Origin of the sequence: Rhodoferax sp. BAB1, assembly GCF_013334205.1 — a bacterium.
Lineage (GTDB): Bacteria > Pseudomonadota > Gammaproteobacteria > Burkholderiales > Burkholderiaceae_C > Hylemonella.
Window position 1 is genome coordinate 2,228,982 of the sequence record NZ_CP054424.1, and the last position, 19,031, is coordinate 2,248,012.

General features: G+C 65.6%; 16 protein-coding genes. 13 read left to right on the plus strand and 3 right to left on the minus strand.

Annotation, left to right across the window (positions count from 1 at the left end):
* Nucleotides 1–200: 200 nt before the first annotated feature.
* The 5 genes from HTY51_RS10735 (at nucleotide 201) to HTY51_RS10755 (ending at nucleotide 5,089) form a co-directional block, all read left to right on the plus strand.
* Nucleotides 201–1,445: a CmpA/NrtA family ABC transporter substrate-binding protein gene (locus HTY51_RS10735; protein ID WP_174252736.1), complete on the plus strand. Its 1,245-nt coding sequence runs from the start codon at nucleotides 201–203 to the stop codon at nucleotides 1,443–1,445.
* 21 nt (nucleotides 1,446–1,466) lie between these two features.
* The gene (gene ntrB, locus HTY51_RS10740; RefSeq protein WP_174252737.1) at nucleotides 1,467–2,375 is read left to right on the plus strand and encodes a nitrate ABC transporter permease; all 909 of its coding nucleotides are present in this window, start codon (nucleotides 1,467–1,469) and stop codon (nucleotides 2,373–2,375) included.
* 10 nt (nucleotides 2,376–2,385) lie between these two features.
* Nucleotides 2,386–3,222 (plus strand): ABC transporter ATP-binding protein, encoded by an 837-nt coding sequence (locus HTY51_RS10745; RefSeq protein ID WP_174252738.1) that lies wholly within the window; start codon nucleotides 2,386–2,388, stop codon nucleotides 3,220–3,222.
* A gap of 307 nt (nucleotides 3,223–3,529) precedes the next feature.
* Complete coding sequence (locus HTY51_RS10750) at nucleotides 3,530–4,744, plus strand: nitrate/nitrite transporter (protein ID WP_174252739.1); 1,215 nt, start codon at nucleotides 3,530–3,532, stop codon at nucleotides 4,742–4,744.
* A gap of 51 nt (nucleotides 4,745–4,795) precedes the next feature.
* Nucleotides 4,796–5,089, plus strand: coding sequence for a hypothetical protein (locus HTY51_RS10755; protein ID WP_174252740.1), 294 nt, complete (start codon nucleotides 4,796–4,798; stop codon nucleotides 5,087–5,089).
* A gap of 371 nt (nucleotides 5,090–5,460) precedes the next feature.
* Here the strand turns inward: HTY51_RS10755 and HTY51_RS10760 are convergent, their stop codons facing one another.
* The 3 genes from HTY51_RS10760 to HTY51_RS10770 form a co-directional block, all read right to left on the minus strand.
* Nucleotides 5,461–5,829, minus strand: coding sequence for a hypothetical protein (locus tag HTY51_RS10760; RefSeq protein ID WP_174252741.1), 369 nt, complete (start codon nucleotides 5,827–5,829; stop codon nucleotides 5,461–5,463).
* Nucleotides 5,830–5,840: 11 nt separating this feature from the next.
* Nucleotides 5,841–6,311, minus strand: coding sequence for a hypothetical protein (locus HTY51_RS10765; protein WP_174252742.1), 471 nt, complete (start codon nucleotides 6,309–6,311; stop codon nucleotides 5,841–5,843).
* A 148-nt stretch (nucleotides 6,312–6,459) separates the two neighbouring features.
* Nucleotides 6,460–8,214, minus strand: coding sequence for a bifunctional protein-serine/threonine kinase/phosphatase (locus tag HTY51_RS10770; RefSeq protein ID WP_174252743.1), 1,755 nt, complete (start codon nucleotides 8,212–8,214; stop codon nucleotides 6,460–6,462).
* Between the two features lie 276 nt (nucleotides 8,215–8,490).
* On the opposite strand from HTY51_RS10770, the gene nirB reads away from it, so the two are divergent.
* The 8 genes from nirB (at nucleotide 8,491) to HTY51_RS10810 (ending at nucleotide 18,978) form a co-directional block, all read left to right on the plus strand.
* Nucleotides 8,491–10,950 carry a nitrite reductase large subunit NirB gene (gene nirB, locus HTY51_RS10775; protein ID WP_174252744.1) on the plus strand — a complete coding sequence of 820 codons (2,460 nt, stop codon included), beginning with the start codon at nucleotides 8,491–8,493 and terminating at the stop codon, nucleotides 10,948–10,950.
* Nucleotides 10,947–11,720, plus strand: coding sequence for a type IV pili methyl-accepting chemotaxis transducer N-terminal domain-containing protein (locus tag HTY51_RS10780; RefSeq protein WP_174252745.1), 774 nt, complete (start codon nucleotides 10,947–10,949; stop codon nucleotides 11,718–11,720). The genes nirB and HTY51_RS10780 overlap by 4 nt, the downstream gene beginning before the upstream one ends.
* Before the next feature lie 12 nt (nucleotides 11,721–11,732).
* On the plus strand, nucleotides 11,733–12,119 hold the full coding sequence (nirD, locus tag HTY51_RS10785) for a nitrite reductase small subunit NirD (protein WP_174252746.1): 387 nt from the start codon (nucleotides 11,733–11,735) through the stop codon (nucleotides 12,117–12,119).
* A 42-nt stretch (nucleotides 12,120–12,161) separates the two neighbouring features.
* The gene (locus tag HTY51_RS10790) at nucleotides 12,162–14,963 is read left to right on the plus strand and encodes a nitrate reductase (RefSeq protein ID WP_174252747.1); all 2,802 of its coding nucleotides are present in this window, start codon (nucleotides 12,162–12,164) and stop codon (nucleotides 14,961–14,963) included.
* Between the two features lie 18 nt (nucleotides 14,964–14,981).
* Complete coding sequence (gene cobA / locus HTY51_RS10795; RefSeq protein WP_174252748.1) at nucleotides 14,982–15,782, plus strand: uroporphyrinogen-III C-methyltransferase; 801 nt, start codon at nucleotides 14,982–14,984, stop codon at nucleotides 15,780–15,782.
* A 39-nt stretch (nucleotides 15,783–15,821) separates the two neighbouring features.
* Nucleotides 15,822–16,532 (plus strand): type IV pili methyl-accepting chemotaxis transducer N-terminal domain-containing protein, encoded by a 711-nt coding sequence (locus tag HTY51_RS10800; RefSeq protein WP_174252749.1) that lies wholly within the window; start codon nucleotides 15,822–15,824, stop codon nucleotides 16,530–16,532.
* Between the two features lie 98 nt (nucleotides 16,533–16,630).
* A complete protein-coding gene (locus HTY51_RS10805) occupies nucleotides 16,631–17,755 on the plus strand; it encodes a sterol desaturase family protein (RefSeq protein WP_174252750.1) in 1,125 nt (374 codons plus the stop codon).
* A complete protein-coding gene (locus HTY51_RS10810) occupies nucleotides 17,755–18,978 on the plus strand; it encodes an NAD(P)/FAD-dependent oxidoreductase (protein WP_174252751.1) in 1,224 nt (407 codons plus the stop codon). Before HTY51_RS10805 ends, HTY51_RS10810 begins: the two co-directional genes overlap by 1 nt.
* Nucleotides 18,979–19,031 lie beyond the last annotated feature (53 nt).

Here is a 19,031-nt window from a genome sequence, read left to right on the forward strand (position 1 = left end):
CAAGTCACCCCTCCCCAGGCTGGCACGTCCTTTGCTTAAGTCTAGATAAGACCACTGAGGTCAAACGGTCAAGCATCCAACGGCGGGTGCAACAACCGATCCGGACAAAGGCGTCCCCACAGAGCAGGCAGCGTCATGCAGACGCGCCAGCAACGTGAGGACGCCTTTTTTGTTTCTCTCGTCAACTCTAGGAGCTAGCCATGCCTGATCTTCTGAACGCCAAACTCAGCCGCCGCGCCGTGCTGCAAACCGCTGCCGTCGGTGCCGTCGGCATCGACCCCGCCCTGCGCGCCGCCGTCTACGCCGCCGGCTCGGACGCGCCCGAAAAAAAGGAAGTGAAGATCGGCTTCATCCCGCTGACCGACTGCGCCAGCGTGGTCATGGCCGCCGAACTGGGCCTGGACCAGAAATACGGCGTCAAGATCATCCCCAGCAAGGAAGCCAGCTGGGCCGGTGTACGCGACAAGCTGGTCAACGGTGAACTCGACATGGCCCACGTGCTCTACGGCCTGATCTACGGCGTGCACCTGGGCACGGCCGGCCCCAAGAAGGACATGGCCGTGCTCATGGCCCTGAACAACAACGGCCAGGCCATCACCCTGTCCAAGGCCCTGGCCGACAAGGGTGCGGTGGATGGCCCCTCGCTGGCCAAGTTCATGGCGGCCAACAAGCGCGAATACACCTTCGCCGGCACCTTCCCCACCGGCACCCACGCCATGTGGATGCACTACTGGCTGGCTGCCGCCGGCATCAACCCGCTCTCCGGCGCCAAGCTCATCACCGTGCCGCCGCCCCAGATGGTGGCGAACATGCGCGTGGGCAATATGGACGGTTTCTGCGTGGGCGAGCCCTGGAACCACCGCGCCATCATGGACGGCATCGGCGTCACCGCCAACACGACGCAGGATATCTGGAAGGATCACCCCGAAAAGGTGCTGGGCACCACGGCCGAATTCACCAAGAAGTACCCCAACACCACCCGCGCCGTCATGATGGCCGTGCTCGAAGCCGGCAAATGGATCGACGCCGGGCTGTCCAACAAGATGAAGATGGCCGAGGTCGTGGCGCAGAAGTCCTACATCAACACCAGCGTGGACGCGATCAACCAGCGCATCCTGGGCCGTTACCAGAACGGCATGGGCAAGACCTGGGACGACCCCAACCACATGAAGTTCTTCAACGACGGCGCGGTGAACTTTCCCTACCTCTCCGACGGCATGTGGTTCCTGACGCAGCACAAGCGCTGGGGCCTGCTCAAAGACCACCCGGACTACCTGGGCGTGGCCAAGCAGATCAACCAGATCGACCTGTACAAGCAGGTGGCTTCGGCCCTGAAGGTGTCGGTGCCCAAGGATGTCATGCGCACCAGCAAGCTGATCGACGGCGTGGTCTGGGACGGCAAGGACCCGAAGAAGTACGCCGACGGTTTCAAGATCAAGGCCTGAGGGCCGGCAAAGGAAAGCATCATGGTCAGCGCCGTGTTTCACACCCCCCTGGAACGGGCCACCCCCGTTCCCCTCCCGCCCACTGGCGGGAAAAAGGCCGCGACCCCGGCAGCCCCCGCTGTGGAGGCGGTCAAGACGCCGGGCTACGACTGGCGCGGCCTGTGGCTGCGCGTGATCCCCCCGGTGCTGGGCCTGGCCCTGCTGGTGGGCATCTGGGCGCTGGTGGCCATCACCAGCAACAGCAGCATCCCCAGCCCGGCCGAGACCTTCAAGCAGGCGCTCGACGTGTTCAGCGATCCCTTCTACCGCAAGGGACCGAACGACCAGGGCGTGGGCTGGAACGTGCTGATGTCCCTCGAGCGTGTCGCCCTGGGCTTCGGCCTGGCGGCCGCGGTGGGCATCCCGGCCGGTTTCATGATCGGGCGCTTCACCTTCCTGAGCCGCATGTTCAACCCGCTGATCAGCCTGCTGCGCCCGGTCTCGCCCCTGGCCTGGCTGCCCATCGGCCTGCTGGTCTTCAAGGGCGCCAACCCGGCGGCCATCTGGACCATCTTCATCTGCTCGATCTGGCCCATGATCATCAACACCGCGGTGGGCGTGCAGCGTGTGCCGCAGGACTACATGAACGTGGCGCGTGTGCTGCAGCTCTCGGAATGGAAGATCGTCACCAAGATCCTCTTCCCCGCCGTGCTGCCCTACATGCTGACCGGCGTGCGCCTGGCGGTGGGCACGGCCTGGCTGGTGATCGTCGCGGCCGAGATGCTGACCGGCGGCGTGGGCATCGGGTTCTGGGTCTGGGACGAGTGGAACAACCTCAACGTCAAGAACATCATCATCGCCATCTTCGTGATCGGCATCGTCGGCCTGGTGCTGGAGTTCGCGCTGATCAAGCTGGCCACCGCCTTCACCTTCGAAGAAGTCAAGAACTGAGGAGTCCGCCATGAACGAATCACTGAGCACCAAGTACATCGAAGTCCAGGGCGTCGAGCAGACCTTCAAGACCGCCAAGGGCTCCTTCCCTGCGCTGCGCGACATCAACCTCACGGTCGCCAAGGGCGAGTTCGTGGCGCTGATCGGTCACTCGGGCTGTGGCAAGTCCACCCTGCTCAACCTGATCGCCGGCCTGACCACCCCCACCAACGGCACCCTGCTGTGCGCCAACCGCGAAATCTCGGGCCCCGGCCCCGAGCGCGCCGTGGTGTTCCAGAACCATTCGCTGCTGCCCTGGCTGACCTGCTACGAGAACGTCTACCTCGCCGTGGAACGCGTCTTCGGCGCCGGCAGCAAGAGCACGGGCGCCGCCGCCGAGAACAAGGCCCAGCTCAAGGCCCGCACCGAAGCCGCCCTGGCCCTGGTGGGCCTGACACCCGCGGCACAAAAGCGCCCCGGCGAGATCTCGGGCGGCATGAAACAGCGCGTGGGCATCGCCCGCGCCCTCTCCATGGAACCCCAGGTGCTGCTGATGGACGAACCCTTCGGCGCCCTGGATGCGCTCACCCGCGCCAAGCTGCAGGACGAGTTGCTGGAGATCGTGGCGCGCACGAAAAGCACCGTGGTCATGGTCACGCACGATGTGGACGAGGCCGTGCTGCTGAGCGACAAGATCGTGATGATGACCAACGGACCCGCCGCCACCATCGGCGAAGTGCTGGCCGTGGACCTGCCGCGTCCGCGCAAGCGTGTGGAGCTGGCCGAAGACCCGCGTTACATCAACTACCGCAAGGCCGTGATCGACTTCCTCTACACGCGCCAGGCGCACGTGGAAAAAGCGGCTTGAATTAAGTACACCCCCGTGCCGCGCCTGAGCGCGGCCCCACCCTCAAGGGGGCGACACCAGCGGCCCGGCGAAGCCGGTTCCGCGGTGTCCCTGGGTTGGAAACCGGGCACAGCGGCTGTCGAGATGACCGCCCCAAGTCCGGGCGCAGATATTGCTTGCACTGAGATGAACAGGCCAAAGCCGGCTTGAAATCCCGCATTCGGTGCAAAGACGCACCGGATCGTTCCAGACGAAGGCGTCCACACGTGCGCAGCCCTGCTGCCATGCACGTGTCGACGCCTTTTTTGTTGGCCCACGGACAAGCACGATGAACAGCTTTCGCAATTTCCTTCAGGCCGGCCACAGCCCCACGCTGCTGGCCTCCTTCGTGTATTTCACCTACTGCTGCGGCGTCTGGGTGACCAACGGCGCCATGGCGCCCTTCATCAAGGAATCGCTGCAGCTCAGCCCCGCGCAGATCGGGCTGATGCTCTCCATCCCCATCTTTGCCGGCGCGCTCATGCGTTTCCCGCTGGGCATCCTGGCCCAGTACATCGGGCGCAAGAACGCCACCCTGGTGGAAATGGGCGGCATCGCCATCGCCCTGCTCTTTGGCTACTTCTTCGTCGAGTCCTTCAACGACCTGCTGGCCATGGGTGTGCTGCTGGGCATTGCCGGCGCCAGCTTCGGTGTGGCGCTCTCGCTGGGCTCGGGTTCCTTCCCCGCGCGCTACAAGGGCCTGGCCATGGGCCTGGTGGGTGCGGGCAATGTAGGCACCTCGGTCTCGGCCCTGCTGGCGCCACAGCTGGCCCAGGCCTACGGCTGGAAAGCCGTCTACGGCCTGGCGGCGCTGGGCCTGCTGCTGCCCGTGCTGGTGATGGTCTTCATCGCGCGCGAGCCCGACGACGTGGACAAGCACGCCAGCTTTCGCGACCACATCGCCTGCCTGTTCGAAAAAGACGGCTGGGCCTTCAGCGTCATCTACGCCATCACCTTCGGTGGTTTCATCGGCCTGACCACCTTCCTGCCCAGCTACTACTACGACCAGTTCGGCGTGAGCAAGGTGCAGGCCGGCCAGCTCACCATGCTGGCCGCCTTCATGGGCGCGGCGCTGCGCATCTTCGGCGGCTGGATCTCGGACCACTGGGGTGGCATCAACACGCTCACCGCCGTGATGGTCATCATCACCATCACCCTGCTGCTGTGCGGGCTGGCCGGCGGCTCGCTGGTGCTCACCACCCTGCTCATGATGCTGTGCTTCGCCGCTTTAGGCGCGGGCAACGGCGCGCTGTTCCAGCTGGTGCCGCTGCGCTGGCCGCTGACCACGGCCGTGGCCGGCTCCATGATCGGCGAGATCGGCGCCCTCGGCGGCGGCCTGGTGCCCAATGCCATGGGCCTGTCCAAGCAATACACCGGCACCTATTTCTGGGGCTTCGCCTTGTTCGCCCTGCTCTCGCTGCTGGTGCTGGGCATGACACGCGTGATGCAACTACGCTGGACGAGGACATGGGCGGAGAAAGGTGGTCGTGCACGCAGTGCATGACCCCTGACTTATCGGCACTCAAGGTGAATTTTTACCCTAGGAGACAGCAAGATGGAACAGGCAACATTGCTCAAGATCGCCAAATTACGAACCCTGGCGGCACGTCACGGCAAGAGCTTCGATGTGGTGCAGTTCGCGGCCAACCGCACCTTCGCCCGCGAGACCTTGTCCGCGTTGATGGACACGGCCGACCCTGATCTGCTGGTGGCAGGGCTCGAACTCATGGATGCGCTGGGCATGACGGCCTCCAGCGAAGGGACCCGTCCCGCCCTGCTCGCGGCCGACCCCAAGACCAAGGCAGAAGCCCCCAAGACCGACGCGCGTTACGTCGGGCGCCTGCGATAAGCCGACGCTCTCGTCGTTTGGTACGTGTCGAAAGCGAGCCCACACGCGAGAGCAAAAAGCCGAAGCGCTGAACAGCGCCAACCTGCAACTCAAGGCCGCCACCCGCAAGGCCGCCAATCAGGACCAGGCAGCCATCGCGGCCTGATACGCGGCAGCGTTAAGAAGCCGGTCTCCCGTTCGGGAGGGCCGGCTTTTTTTATGGGTTTCAGCGACGCAGATTCCATATCGGATAGTCGACCGCTTGGTCGCCTCTAGTCGGTCAGTTTCATGTACGTGTGGAGGCGTCCATACACAAAGGGTTAGGCGTCACTTCGGATTGACACAAGCGGAAGAGTAATCTGAGCTCCTCCCAGCACACCGTCAGACGCGTGCTACAGGGGGCAACTTGTCATTCCACGATTTGCTGGAAACGAATGACTCCCGCAGTTGACGGCGTTGTAGAGCACGGTCACCGAAAGCGCAGCCAGCAAGACACAAGCAAGCAACGGCGTGGTCTTCAGACCTCGTGAAAGAAGGCTGGGGTTGTGCTCGAGGAGCGAGATGTCGGAAATACTGATCCACCGCAGATACAGAGCTGCGACTCCAACCGCGATGACTTGCAGGAGTACTGCAACAATGGCCTTCTCCCATGCGATTGGCTCCGGTGACGCAAGGAAGAACCGCTGGATCAGCGCGTGTAGATCGAAAGCTGCAAGCATGAGCAGCGAGTAGAAGAGCAGGATTTTGTAGCTGCGCCGCATATTCCTGATGCCTAGCTTTTGCCGTAAGGGGCCGCCGCAGCGGCGACTGTTTGGGCTGCATACGGCTTAGGCGGAAACAAAGCTTTCAATTCAGAGAAATCATCATTTGCCTTTTCTGCAATCTCTGACCATGCACGCTCAAAGGCCGGGCGATTCAAATTTGTTTGAATTCCATCTCGCCAAAATTTCCACGTTTCGTCAGATATCCGACCGGCTTTGTGAAGAAATGCTTGCTCATTGCACAGATCGAAATAGTGATACATCTCATCAAAGTGAGTTGAGTACTCTTCATTGTCTAGCGGCTCGCCAAGCAATGCCTTGGTTGGAAGCTTTGAGGCCAAATCTCTGTACTCCTTGGCGAATGAATCTTCAAAACTGGTTATAGCCTGTCGTTTAGCAAGGACGAGTTGCCAGGCTGCCACGCCCACAGCCGCTGCTGTAGCAATATTGGCTAGAGCTGAAAGAATTTCGAAGCAAGTCATAGATGTAGCTGCTTAACTTGATGAAGACAGCAGACCTGTCTTATGAACACAGTTCAAGTCCATCAAGTCATCCTCCCGTTTTCTGTTGTAAGTGCCTGATTTATATCAGCCTCCCCACAGAAAGGGTAGTGCCACAGCCCAGCCGCCCCTACTTCGGCAAAAACAACAACCAGTACACCAGCAGCACATTGAACAGCGCGCTGACCCCGAACAGCAGTTTCCACACAAAGGTCGGATCCCTCTGCAGCAGCGGTGAAGCCGGCGGCGCGGTGAGCGGCCGAGAAGCCCCGCGCTCCAGCGCCAGCAGGAATTCCTCCGCCGTCTCGAAACGCTGGCGCTTGTCGCGGGCCACGGCTTTCAACACCACGTGGTCGAGCCAGATCGGCACCTCGGGGTTGTGGCGGCTGGGCGGCGTCGGGTCGCGGTAGTAGCGGCCGCTCTGGTAGGGCAGCACCTCGCCGTAGGGCAGCTTGCCCTCGGCCAGCAGCTGGTAGAAGGTGACGCCCAGGGCGTAGAGGTCGCTCATGGCGTCGGGGTCTTCGGGCGGCACGTTGGTGTCGATGCCGCCAGCGCGCACGGTGAAGCCCCATTGCTCGGGGTTGATGTAGCTGGGTGTGCCCGCGTGCAGGCGGCGCATGGCCTCGGGTTCGCGCCCGCTCAGGGCCACGCCCAGGTCCAGCAGGCGCAACACGCCGTCCTCCCCCTGGTGCAGGTTGGCGGGTTTGATGTCGCGGTGCACCACGCTCTGGCGGTGCAGGCGGCCCAGGGCCTTGAGCACCTGGGTGGCCAGGGCCACGGCCTGGGCCGGGCTGAAACGCTGCTGGCGGGCCAGCATCTGCTGCAGGGTCTCGCCCGCGTGCCAGTCGTAGAGCAGGTAGAAGGCGGACTGCCCCTTGCCGGCGGGCGGCTTCTCGTGCAGTTGCACCAGGTGCTCGGCCGCGCGTGAGGTCTGCATGCAGCGCGCCAGCCAGGCCTCGTGGGCCAGCGCGGCGCCTTCCTCGGGGTCGTGGGCGCGCGAGGGGTGCAGGGTCTTGAGGGCGTAGTCGGTCTGGGTGTGTCCGTCGCGGACGCGGTAGATCAGGTTGATGCCGTTGTCGGCCGCCACTTCCTCCACACGCAGGCCGTCGATCACGTCACCCGGTTTGAGGCGCACGGGAACGGGCAGGGCCTGGGCGCTACGGCTCACGTCCTGCAACGTTGCGTCCAGCAGGCCCAGCACGCGCACCACCAGGGCGGTGGCGTTGTCGTTGCTGCCGGCCTTGATGGCCGCCTGCACCAGGCTGTCAGCAATCACCTGGGCGTTGGCCAGTTCGGCCCGCTCGGCCAGCTGGCGCAGGCGCAGTGATCCGTGCACGCCATCGCTCAGCAGGATGAAGACGTCGCCCACCTGCAGGTCACCCTGGATGTAGTCGACCACGAGCCGGTCCTCCGCGCCCACCACCCGCATGAGCTGGTGGCGGAAATCCGGGTGGGGCATGACGTGGTCCACCGTGAGCTGGGTGACCTGGCCCTCGCGCAGCAGATAGGCCCGGGTGTCGCCCACATGGGCCAGGGTCCAGGAATGCCCGCGCAGCACCAGGGCGGTGAGCGTGGTCATGCCGGTTGCGGGTGCACGCCGGCGGTTGGTGGCGGCCAGCCAGGTGTTCTGCGCGGCGATGATTCGGTCCAGCGCGACCGTGGTATCCCAGGTTTGGGGCGTGCTGTAGTAGTCGCGCACCAAAGTGGCCACCGTGGTCTGGGCCGCCTCCTGGCCTAGGCCGCCGGCGCTGACGCCGTCGGCAATGGCGGCGATCACCCCCATGTCCTCACGCCCTTCTTCGGGCAGCATGGCGCCGGCAAAGTCCTCGTTGACGGCCTTGGCACCTGCAAGCGAGGTGTAGCCGATGTCCATTTCAAAGCTCATGCTGACCGTTCCGCAAGATTGATGCCGGTGTTGGTGCATTTTGAAGGCGCCTGCCGGCCAGGCAGTCTCCTTTCTTTTGTTGCCCTGCACAAAACTGGCACGACCCTTGCGTCGCTTCAGGCGTACCCGGCCAAAGCTGGCCCCCATTCACTCATCCGGTGCAACGGCGCAGCGGATGAACCCAGGACGAAGGCGTCCCCACGTGCGCTGCATCCAGCAGGCACCGTGTGGACGCCTTTTTTGTTTCTTGCTTGATTTGGATCGACGGAGCTTGTGATGAAAAAACTCAAACTGGTGATGATCGGCAACGGCATGGCCGGCGTGCGCTCGCTCGAAGAGCTGCTGAAGATTGCGCCCGAGCTGTACGAGATCACGGTCTTCGGCGCCGAGCCCCACCCCAACTACAACCGCATCCTGCTTTCGCCGGTGCTGGCCGGCGAACAGAAGCTGGAAGACATCGTCCTGAACGACTGGGCCTGGTACCAGGACAACGGCATCACCCTGCACGCCGGCTGGACCGTGACCGAGGTGGACCGCGTCAAGCGCGTGGTGCACGCAAAGAATGCGAAAGGCGAGACGATCAGCGCCGAATACGACCGCCTGATCCTGGCCACGGGCTCCAACCCCTTCATCCTGCCCGTGCCGGGCAAGGACTTGAAAGGTGTGCTGGCCTACCGCGACATCGCCGACACCGAGGCCATGATCGCGGCCGCCGCCAAATACAAGCATGCGGTCGTCATCGGCGGCGGTCTGCTGGGCCTGGAAGCGGCCAACGGCCTGATGAAACGCGGCATGAGCGTGAGCGTGGTGCACGTGATGCCCTGGCTGATGGAACGCCAGCTCGACGACGTGGCCGGCAAGCTGCTGCAGAAGTCGCTGGAAGACCGCGGCATGCAATTCCTGATCGGCGCGCAGACGCAGGAACTGGTGGGCGGTGAAGACGGCCGCGTCAAGGCCATCAAGTTCAAGGACGGCACGGAAGTGCCGGCCGACCTGGTGGTGATGGCCGTGGGCATCCGCCCCAACACGGCGCTGGCCGAGAGCATGAAGCTGCACGTGAACCGCGGCATCGTGGTCAGCGACACGCTGCAGACCACCACCGACGCGCGCATCTACGCGGTGGGCGAATGCGCCGCGCACCGCGGCATCGCCTACGGCCTGGTGGCGCCCCTGTTCGAGCAGGGCAAGGTGCTGGCCAACCACCTGGCGCAGTTCGGCATCGGCCGTTACACCGGCTCGCTCACCTCCACCAAGCTCAAGGTCACGGGCATCGACCTGTTCAGCGCCGGCGATTTCATGGGCGGCGAGAACACCGAAGAGATCGTGATGAGCGACCCGGCCGGTGGCGTCTACAAGAAACTTGTCATCCGCGACGACAAGCTGGTGGGCGCCTGCCTCTACGGCGACACGGTGGACGGCAGCTGGTACTTCAAGCTGCTGCGCGACGGCCGCAGCGTGGGTGACATCCGCGACCGCCTGATGTTCGGCGAATCGAACATCGGCGACGCCGGCCACGAAGGCCACAGCAAGGCAGCCGCCATGGCCGACAGCGACGAGGTCTGCGGCTGCAACGGCGTGAACAAGGGCACCATCTGCAAGGCCATCAAGGAAAAAGGCCTGTTCACGCTGGACGAGGTGCGCAAGCACACCAAGGCCAGCGCCAGCTGCGGCTCCTGCACGGGCCTGGTGGAACAGATCCTGATGTTCACCGCCGGCGGCGACTACTCGGCCACACCCAAGACCAAGGCCATGTGCGGCTGCACCGAACACGGCCACCAGGCCGTGCGCGAGGCCATCGTGGCCAGCAAGCTGCTGACCATTGGTGATGTCTTCAAGAGCCTGAACTGGAAAACGCCCAACGGCTGCGCCAGCTGCCGCCCGGCCGTCAACTACTACCTGATCTCCAGCTGGCCCAAGGAGGCCAAGGACGATCCGCAGAGCCGCTACATCAACGAACGCAGCCACGCCAACATCCAGAAGGACGGCACCTACAGCGTGATCCCGCGCATGTGGGGCGGCGAGACCACGGCCGACGAACTGCGCCGCATCGCCAACGCGGTGGACAAGTACAAGATCCCCACCGTCAAGGTCACGGGCGGCCAGCGCATCGACCTGCTGGGCGTCAAGAAGGAAGACCTGCAGGCCGTGTGGAACGACATTGGCATGCCCAGCGGCCACGCCTACGCCAAGGCCCTGCGCACGGTGAAGACCTGCGTGGGCAGCGAATGGTGCCGCATGGGCACGCAGGACAGCACGCAGATGGGCAAGGACCTGGAGCGCGCCATGTGGCGCATGTACGCGCCGCACAAGGTGAAGTTCGCCGTCTCGGGCTGCCCGCGCAACTGCGCAGAGGCCGGCATCAAGGACGTGGGCATCATCGGCGTCGATTCGGGCTGGGAAATGCACATCGCCGGCAACGGTGGCATCAAGACCGAGGTGGCGCATTTCTTCACCAAGCTCAAGACGGCCGAGGAGGTGCTGGAGTACACCGGTGCCTTCATGCAGCTCTACCGCGAGGAAGGCTGGTACCTGGAGCGCACCGTGCACTACGTGAACCGCGTGGGCCTGGACTACGTGAAGAAGAAGATCCTGGACGACCATGAGGGCCGCCGGGCCCTGTGGGAGCGCCTGCAGTTCGCGCTGGACGGCGAACCCGATCCCTGGTTCGAGGGCGAGAAGGCCCGTGTCGACACGCGCCAGTTCATCCCGATCAAGGTCGAAGGAGTCAGCGCATGAAACGCCGCCACCTGCTGGCCCTGGCTGGCGCCGCCTCTTTCGGCGTGCAGGCCCAGGTGCTGGACCTCAACGACGCCATCAACAAGGCCGGCCGCCAGCGCATGCTCTCGCAGCGCATGGCTAAGGCCTGGCTGGCCATGGTGCACAGGACCGAAAGCGGCGCGGCCCAGCAGATCCTGGACCGCTCCATGGCCCTGTTCGACCGCCAGCTGGTCGAGCTCAAAGCCTACGCGCCCAACGCCGAGTTGCGCAGGACCTATGCGGACCTCGAAGGCGCCTGGAGCGAATACAAGGGCGCGCTGGTGGGCAAGCACCCCAGCCGCGACGGCGTGGGCGGCCTGCTCGACACCGACGCACGCGTGCTGGCCCTGGCCCACCAGGGCACGGTGCAGTACGAGGCCGTCACCAGCAAACCCGTGGGCAAGCTGGTCAACGTGGCCGGCCGCCAGCGCATGCTGTCGCAACGCATGGCCAAGTACTTCTACGCCGCCGCCCTGCGCGTGGAACCGGCCCAGGCCCAGGCCGAGATCGGCAAGGCGCGCAGCGAATTCCTGAGCGCCATGGAGCTGCTGCGCAACGCGCCCGAAGCAACAAACGGCATCAAGGACCAGCTGGCCCTGGCCGACAACCAGTGGCTGTTCTTCGACCTGGCGCTCAAAGAGATCAACAACGCCGGGCCGAAAGCCCTGTCCGACATGTTCGTGACCAGCGAGAACCTGCTGAGTGTCATGGACCGTGTGACCGGCCTCTACGCCGGTCTGAAAGCCTGAAGGAGTACAGAAATGAGTGAATGGAAACCGATTTGCCGCGTCGATGACATCCCCGTGCTGGGTTCGCGCCGTGTGGCACGCCCCCAGGGCATGGCCGTGGCCGTGTTCCGTAACGACCAGGACCAGGTCTTTGCCCTGCTCGACCGCTGCCCGCACAAGGGCGGCCCGCTCTCGCAAGGCATCGTCTTCGGCACCAGCGTGGCCTGCCCGTTGCACAACTGGACCATCGGTCTGGACACCGGTTGCGCCCGCGCGCCCGACGAAGGCAGCACGACGCGTTTCGCCGTGAAGGTGGAAGACGGCGTGGTGCACCTGGACGGCCAGGAACTCGCCACCCTGGCGCTGGACATCCAGCCGCCCGTGGCCGGGCCCTGCACGCGCAAGACGGCCTGCGCCTGAGATAACAGCCACGCACGCAACACCCATCGGTAGAGACTCGGCATGCACAAAGAAACGCGATCAACCTGCCCCTACTGCGGTGTGGGCTGTGGCGTCATCATCGAGTCGCGACGCGATCAGATCATCGGCGTGCGCGGTGACCCGGACCATCCGGCCAACTTCGGCCGCCTGTGCTCCAAGGGCTCCACGCTGCACCTGACGGCCACGCCCGAGGTGATCGCGCAGACGCGGCTGCTGCAGCCCATGCAGCGCCTGCAGCGCGGTGCCGCACCGCAACCCCTGGCCTGGGAGACCGCGCTGGACCTGGCCGCCACCCGTTTTGCCGACACCATCCGCACGCATGGCCCAGACGCCGTGGGTTTCTATGTGAGCGGGCAATTGCTCACGGAGGACTATTACGTCTTCAACAAGCTGGCCAAAGGGCTGATCGGCACCAACAACATCGACACCAACTCGCGCCTGTGCATGAGCAGCGCGGTGGCCGGCTACAAGCAGACCCTGGGCGCCGACGCGCCGCCGGCCTGCTACGAGGACCTGGACCACGCCGACTGCCTCTTCATCGCCGGCTCCAATGCCGCCTGGGCCCACCCCATCCTGTTCCGCCGCATCGAGGAAGCCAAAAAGAACCGCCCCGGCCTGAAGATCGTGGTGGTGGACCCGCGCCGCACCGACACCGCCGGCACCGCCGACCTCTTTGTGCAGATCCAGCCCGGTACCGACGTGGCCCTCTTCAACGGCATGCTGCACCTCATGCTGTGGGAAGGCTGGACCGACAGCAACTACATCAGCACCCGCACGCGCGGCTTCGAGGAACTGAAAGCCACGGTACGCGACTACACGCCCGACATGGTGACGCAGACCTGCGGCATCGCCAAGGACACGCTGTACGAGGCCGCGCGCCTGTTCGCCACCTCCAAGGCCACGCTCAGCCTCTACTGCCAGGGCCTGAACCAGAGCAGCAGCGGCACGGCCAAGAACGCCGCACTCATCAACCTGCACCTGGCCACGGGCCAGATCGGCAAACCCGGCGCCGGCCCCTTCTCGCTGACCGGCCAGCCCAATGCCATGGGCGGGCGCGAAGTCGGCGGCCTGGCCAATCTGCTCAGTGCCCACCGCGATCTGGCCAACCCGCAGCACCGCGCGGAAGTGGCCGCGCTCTGGGGAATCCCCGCCGTGCCCGACAAGCCGGGCAAGACCGCGGTCGAGATGTTCCAGGCCGCGGCCGACGGCGAGATCAAGGCCCTGTGGATAGCCTGCACCAACCCCGCGCAAAGCATGCCCGACCTGGCCACCGTGCGCCGCGCGTTGGAGCGCGCCGAGTTCGTGGTGGTGCAGGAAGCCTTTGCCACCCCCACCACCTGCGACTACGCGGACCTGCTGCTGCCCGCCAGCACCTGGGGCGAGAAGGACGGCACCGTCACCAACAGCGAACGCCGCATCACGCGCGTGCGCCCCGCCGTGCCCGCACCCGGCGCAGCGCGACACGACTGGCAGATCGCCGTGGACTTCGCGCGCCGGCTCGAAGCGCTGGGCATCGGCCCGCGCACCGGACTCTTCGCTTACGACAGCCCCGAAGCGGTCTGGAACGAACACCGTGAGTCCACCCGTGGCCGTGACCTGGATATCACCGGCATGAGCTACGGTCAGCTTGAAGAAAAACCCCAGCAATGGCCCCTGCCTGAAGGCGCCATGACGGGCAAGAAGCGCCTCTACGAAGACGGCATCTTCCCCACCGAAGACGGCCGCGCGCGTTTTGCCAACACGCTCTACAAACCCGTGGCCGAGCCGCGCGAGTCGCGCTTTCCCTTTGCGCTCACCACCGGCCGCCTGCGCGACCAGTGGCACGGCATGAGCCGCACCGGCACCCTGGGCCGTCTCTTCGGCCACGTGGCCGAGCCCTGCGTGCAGATGAGCCCCGGCGACATGACACGCCGTGGTTTCACCGAAGGCGAGCTGGTGCACGTCACCAGCAAGCGCGGCTCCATCCTGGTGCCGCTGCAGGCCAGCGAGGAGCTGGCCAGCGGCCAGGCTTTCATGGCCATGCACTGGGGCCCGGAATACCTCAGCGGCATGAGCAGCGCCGGCCAGCCCCTGGCCGGTGTCAACGCGCTGACCACCTCGGCCTTCTGCCCCAGCTCCAAACAGCCCGAGCTCAAGCATGCGGCCGTCAAGATCCTCAAGGCCGAACTGCCCTGGACCCTGCTGGCCATGGCCTGGCTGCCGGCCGAAAGCGCGCTGAGCACACGCGAGGCACTGCGCCGCCTCATGCTGCGTTTCCCCTATGCCAGCTGCGTGCCCTTTGCCAACGCCGCGCCGCTGGACGGCGGCGGCGCACAACGCAGCGGCGTGCTGTTCCGGGCCGCCGCGCACGAGGCCGTGCCCGACGAACTGCTGGCCGAGATCGAACAGCTGCTGGGCCTGGACCATGCAGGCACCCTGCGCTACGCCGACCGCAAACGCGGCCAGCGCCGCGCCGCGCTGCTGCAGCGCGAGGGTGAGCAAACCACCTTGCAGGCCATGCTGCTGGCCGGCGACACACGCGCCGAGGCCTGGATCCGTTCCCTGCTGCAGCAGGAGCTGCCGGCCCAGAGCTACGGCCGCCTGTTGTTGTTGCCCGGCGGCCAGGCCCCGGTGGCCATCCCCGCGCGCAGCCGCCAGGTCTGCACCTGCTTCAACGTCAGTGAAAACGCCATCGAGGCCACGCTGGCGTCATGCAGCGGCAGCGAGAACGAACGCCTGGGCGCACTGCAGCAGACGCTGAAATGCGGTACCAATTGCGGCTCCTGCGTGCCCGAACTGCAGCGCCTGGTGCGCCGAGTCGTGCCGCTGAAGCAGGCGGCCTGAAACTTGCAAGGCCAGGACATGCACACGAACACCTTGCCCCTCACCGGCTCCTGCACCCTCGTGGGCGCCGGCCCCGGCGACCCCGAACTGCTCACGCTCAAGGCGCTGAAGGCCATCCAGCGCGCCACCCTGCTGCTGGTCGACGATCTGGTCAACGAGGCCATCGTGGCGCATGCCGCGCCCACCGCACGCATCGTGCACGTGGGCAAACGCGGCGGCTGCACCTCCACGCCGCAGTCCTTCATCGAGAAACTCATGATCACCGCCGTGCGCGAAGGCGAGCACGTGGTGCGCCTCAAAGGCGGCGACCCCTTCATCTTCGGCCGCGGCGGCGAAGAGGTGGAGCATCTGCAGGAAGCCGGCATCCGTGTGGACGTGGTCAACGGCATCACCTCGGGCCTGGCGGCCGTCACCAGCCTGGGCGTGCCGCTGACCCACCGGGAACATGCGCAAGGCGTGATCTTCCTCACGGGCCACGCCAAACCCGGCGCCAGCGGACCGGACTGGGCGGCCATCGCGACCACCGCGCACGCGGCCCGGCTCACGCTGGTGATCTACATGGGCGTGAGCGGCGCCTTGCAGATCGAACAGGGCCTGCTGAGCGGCCTGCCCGGTGAGACGCCGGTGGCCCTGGTGCAGCACGCCTCGCTGCCCACGCAGCGCCACGCCCTCACCACACTGGATCAGTTGCACGCCACCCTGGTGCGTGAAGCGCTGGGCAGCCCCTGCGTCATGGTGGTGGGCGATGTGCTGCAGGGCGTGTGGCAACTGGCGCAGCAGGCTCCGCAAGCTGGCCCGAGGTTTGCTTTGGGTATGTGAACGGGGCCAACGGGTCCCGTCCTCGAACCGGGCCCCGACATGAACCACCTGCCTTCCACCGCTGTCACACCCCACACTCCCCGCGCCCCGGGCAGGACCCCGGCCATCGTGCCGGCACATATCACCGGCCTCTCGCTGGTCAACCTGGCTGCACGCCAGCGCATGTTGTCGCAGCGCATGATCCTGCAGACCATCCTGGCGGCCCGCGGTGATGCCCAGCGGCTGGCCGAGGCCCAGCGCAGCCTGCAGATCTTCACCGAAAGCCAGCAACACCTGCTAGTCACGACTGGGCAGCTGGAAGCCGCCAGTGCGCAGAAGATCAGGACCACCTACGACGGTGTGCGCGGCGTGGGCCCCGTCATCGAAACCTTCATGCAGCTCATGCGCCGCACCCTGGAGCAGATCGAACGCAAGGCGCCCGGCGTGGCCGAATCGCTGATCGAGCTGGTGGGCCACACCGATCGCATCCTGGAGGCGCTCAATACCGCGACCACGGCCTTCGACGACATCACCAAGGCCAAGTCCGAGGCCATGATGAAAGAACTCGCGGGCATCGTGGGCGACATCCAGAGCGTGGCCAAGGAGGCCAAGGTGGTGAGCTTCAACGCCCAGATCATGGCCGCGCGCGCCGGCCAGCACGGCCGCGAATTTGCCGTCGTCGCCAACGTGCTGTCCGATATCACGGGCGAGATCGACGGCCTGACGCGCAAGGCCGCCGTGCTGGCCGACCGCAACAAGCACACCGCCTGAAGGCGCCGCGCCCGGCCGCGGCCCTGCCCCCGGCCGGCGCTACACTGCTGCCCAAAGCCGTGGTGAGCGCCACGGCCACACACCAAAGGGGGGCACGCATGCTGAAAGAGCTCAATGAACTCGCCGAGGGCGCCGGCGAACTCAAACCCGGCTCCGGCCTGGTGACCGGCGTCATCGCCCTGGCGCTGGCCTTCCTCTGTTTCCTGGGCGTACTGGCCTTCCTCTTTCCCGAGTACCTGACCACGCCGGAGCTGCGCCGCAGCTACAACGTGGACACGGTACGCACCATCATGTTCATCGCCATGGTGGTGGCCGGCGGCCTGTCCCTGGTCAACGTGCTCTTCAACCGTTCGCGCTGGCTCTCGGCCTTTGCCTTCCTGCTGGTCGCGCTGACCGCCCTGCTGGGCGGCCACAAGGTGCCGGTGAACGACTTTGCCGACAACACCCCCTACATCGGCCTGGACTGGTTCATCCTGGACCTGCTGGGCTCTTCGCTGATCTTCATCTTCGTCGAGAAGCTCTTCGCCCTGCGCAAGGACCAGCCCGTCTTCCGCCCCGAGTGGCAGACCGACCTGCACCACTTCATCGTGAACCACATGGTGGTGGGTTTCATCCTGCTGGCCACCAACCTGCTGGTGCACCGCCTGTTCGGCTGGGCTGCGGCCGACGGCATCCAGGCCTGGGTGCGCGACCTGCCCTTCGTGGCTGCGGTGCTGCTGATCCTGCTGGTGTCGGACTTCGTGCAGTACTGGACCCACCGCGCCTACCACGAGGTGCCCCTGCTGTGGCGCCTGCACGCCGTGCACCACAGCGCCAAGAGCATGGACTGGCTGGCCGGCTCGCGCCAGCACATCCTGGAGCTGCTGATCACCCGCACCCTGGTGCTGGCGCCCATCTTCGTGCTGGGCTTTTCCAAAGAGGTCATCGACACCTACATCGTCATCGTCGGTTTCCAGGCGGTGTTCAACCACGCCAACGTCAGCGTGCGCCTGGGCCCGCTGCGCTACATCATCGTCACGCCCAACTTCCACCACTGGCACCACAGCCAGGACAAGGAAGCACTGGACCGCAACTACGCGGCGCACTTCGCCTTCCTGGACTACCTCTTCGGCACGGCCGTCAAGAGCACCAAGCTCTGGCCCGAGCGCTACGGTGTGCTGGGCGACTACGTGCCCAACGGTTTCTTCAAGCAGCTGAAGTTTCCCTTCACCTGGAAAGGCTGATGCAGCGCTTTGACGTCGTCGTGATCGGGGCCGGCGCCGCCGGCCTTTTTTGTGCCGGTGTGGCCGGCCAGCGCGGCGCCAGGGTGCTGCTGATCGACCACGCCCCCAAGGTGGCCGAGAAGATCCGCATCTCGGGCGGCGGGCGCTGCAACTTCACCAACCGCGACATCGATGTGCGTCAGCCGCACAAGCACTTCATCAGCGAGAACCCGAACTTCTGCCGTTCGGCGCTGAGCCGCTACACCCCGATAGACTTCATCGCCCTGCTGCAACGCGACGGGATCGCCTTCCACGAGAAACACAAGGGCCAGCTCTTCTGCGACCGTTCGGCCGACGACGTCATCCAGCTGCTGCTGCGCGAGTGCGAAAAAGGCGGTGTCACGCGCTGGCAGCCCTGCGGGGTGCAGGCCGTGCGCCATGGGGCCGCGGGCTACGAACTCGACACGGACCAGGGCCCCGTCACTTGCAAGTCCCTGGTCATCGCCACCGGCGGCCTGTCCATCCCCAAGATCGGCGCCACCGATTTCGGCTACCGCATCGCCAAGCAGTTCGGCCTGAAGATCGTCGAGACCCGCCCGGCCCTGGTGCCGCTGACCTTCGACGGCGCGGCCTGGGCGCCCTACGCCGGCCTGGCCGGGCTGGCCCTGCCGGTGCAGATCGAAACCGGAGCCAAGAAAGAGCGCATGGCCTTCCTGGAAGACCTGCTGTTCACCCATCGCGGCCTCTCGGGCCCGGGCGTGTTGCAGATCTCCAGCTACTGGAAGCCCCAGACCCCCATCCGCATCAACCTGGCGCCGGACCGCGAGCTGCTGCCCCTGCTGCAGGACGCCAAGCTGCGTTCGCGCAAGCTCATCGTCAATGAACTGGCCACCCTGCTGCCCAGCCGCCTGGCCGAAGCCTGGGCCAGCCAGGACCCGGCCTGGGCGCGGCCCATCAACGAAGCCGCCGACAAGGCCCTGGCCGCCCTGGCCGAAAAACTCAGCCGCTGGGAGCTGACTCCCACGGGCACCGAGGGCTACGCCAAGGCCGAGGTCACGGCCGGCGGGGTGGACACCCGGGAGCTGTCCAGCCAGACCATGGAGGCCCAGAAGCAGCCGGGGCTGTATTTCATCGGGGAGGTGGTGGACGTGACGGGCTGGCTGGGCGGTTACAACTTCCAGTGGGCTTGGGCGAGCGGCCATGCCTGTGGCATGGCTGTCGCCCAAGCCCAGGGGCCAAACTAGGCTTCTCCCCCGCGCTCCCCCACTGCGTGTGGGTCGCTGGCCCCCATCCGGGG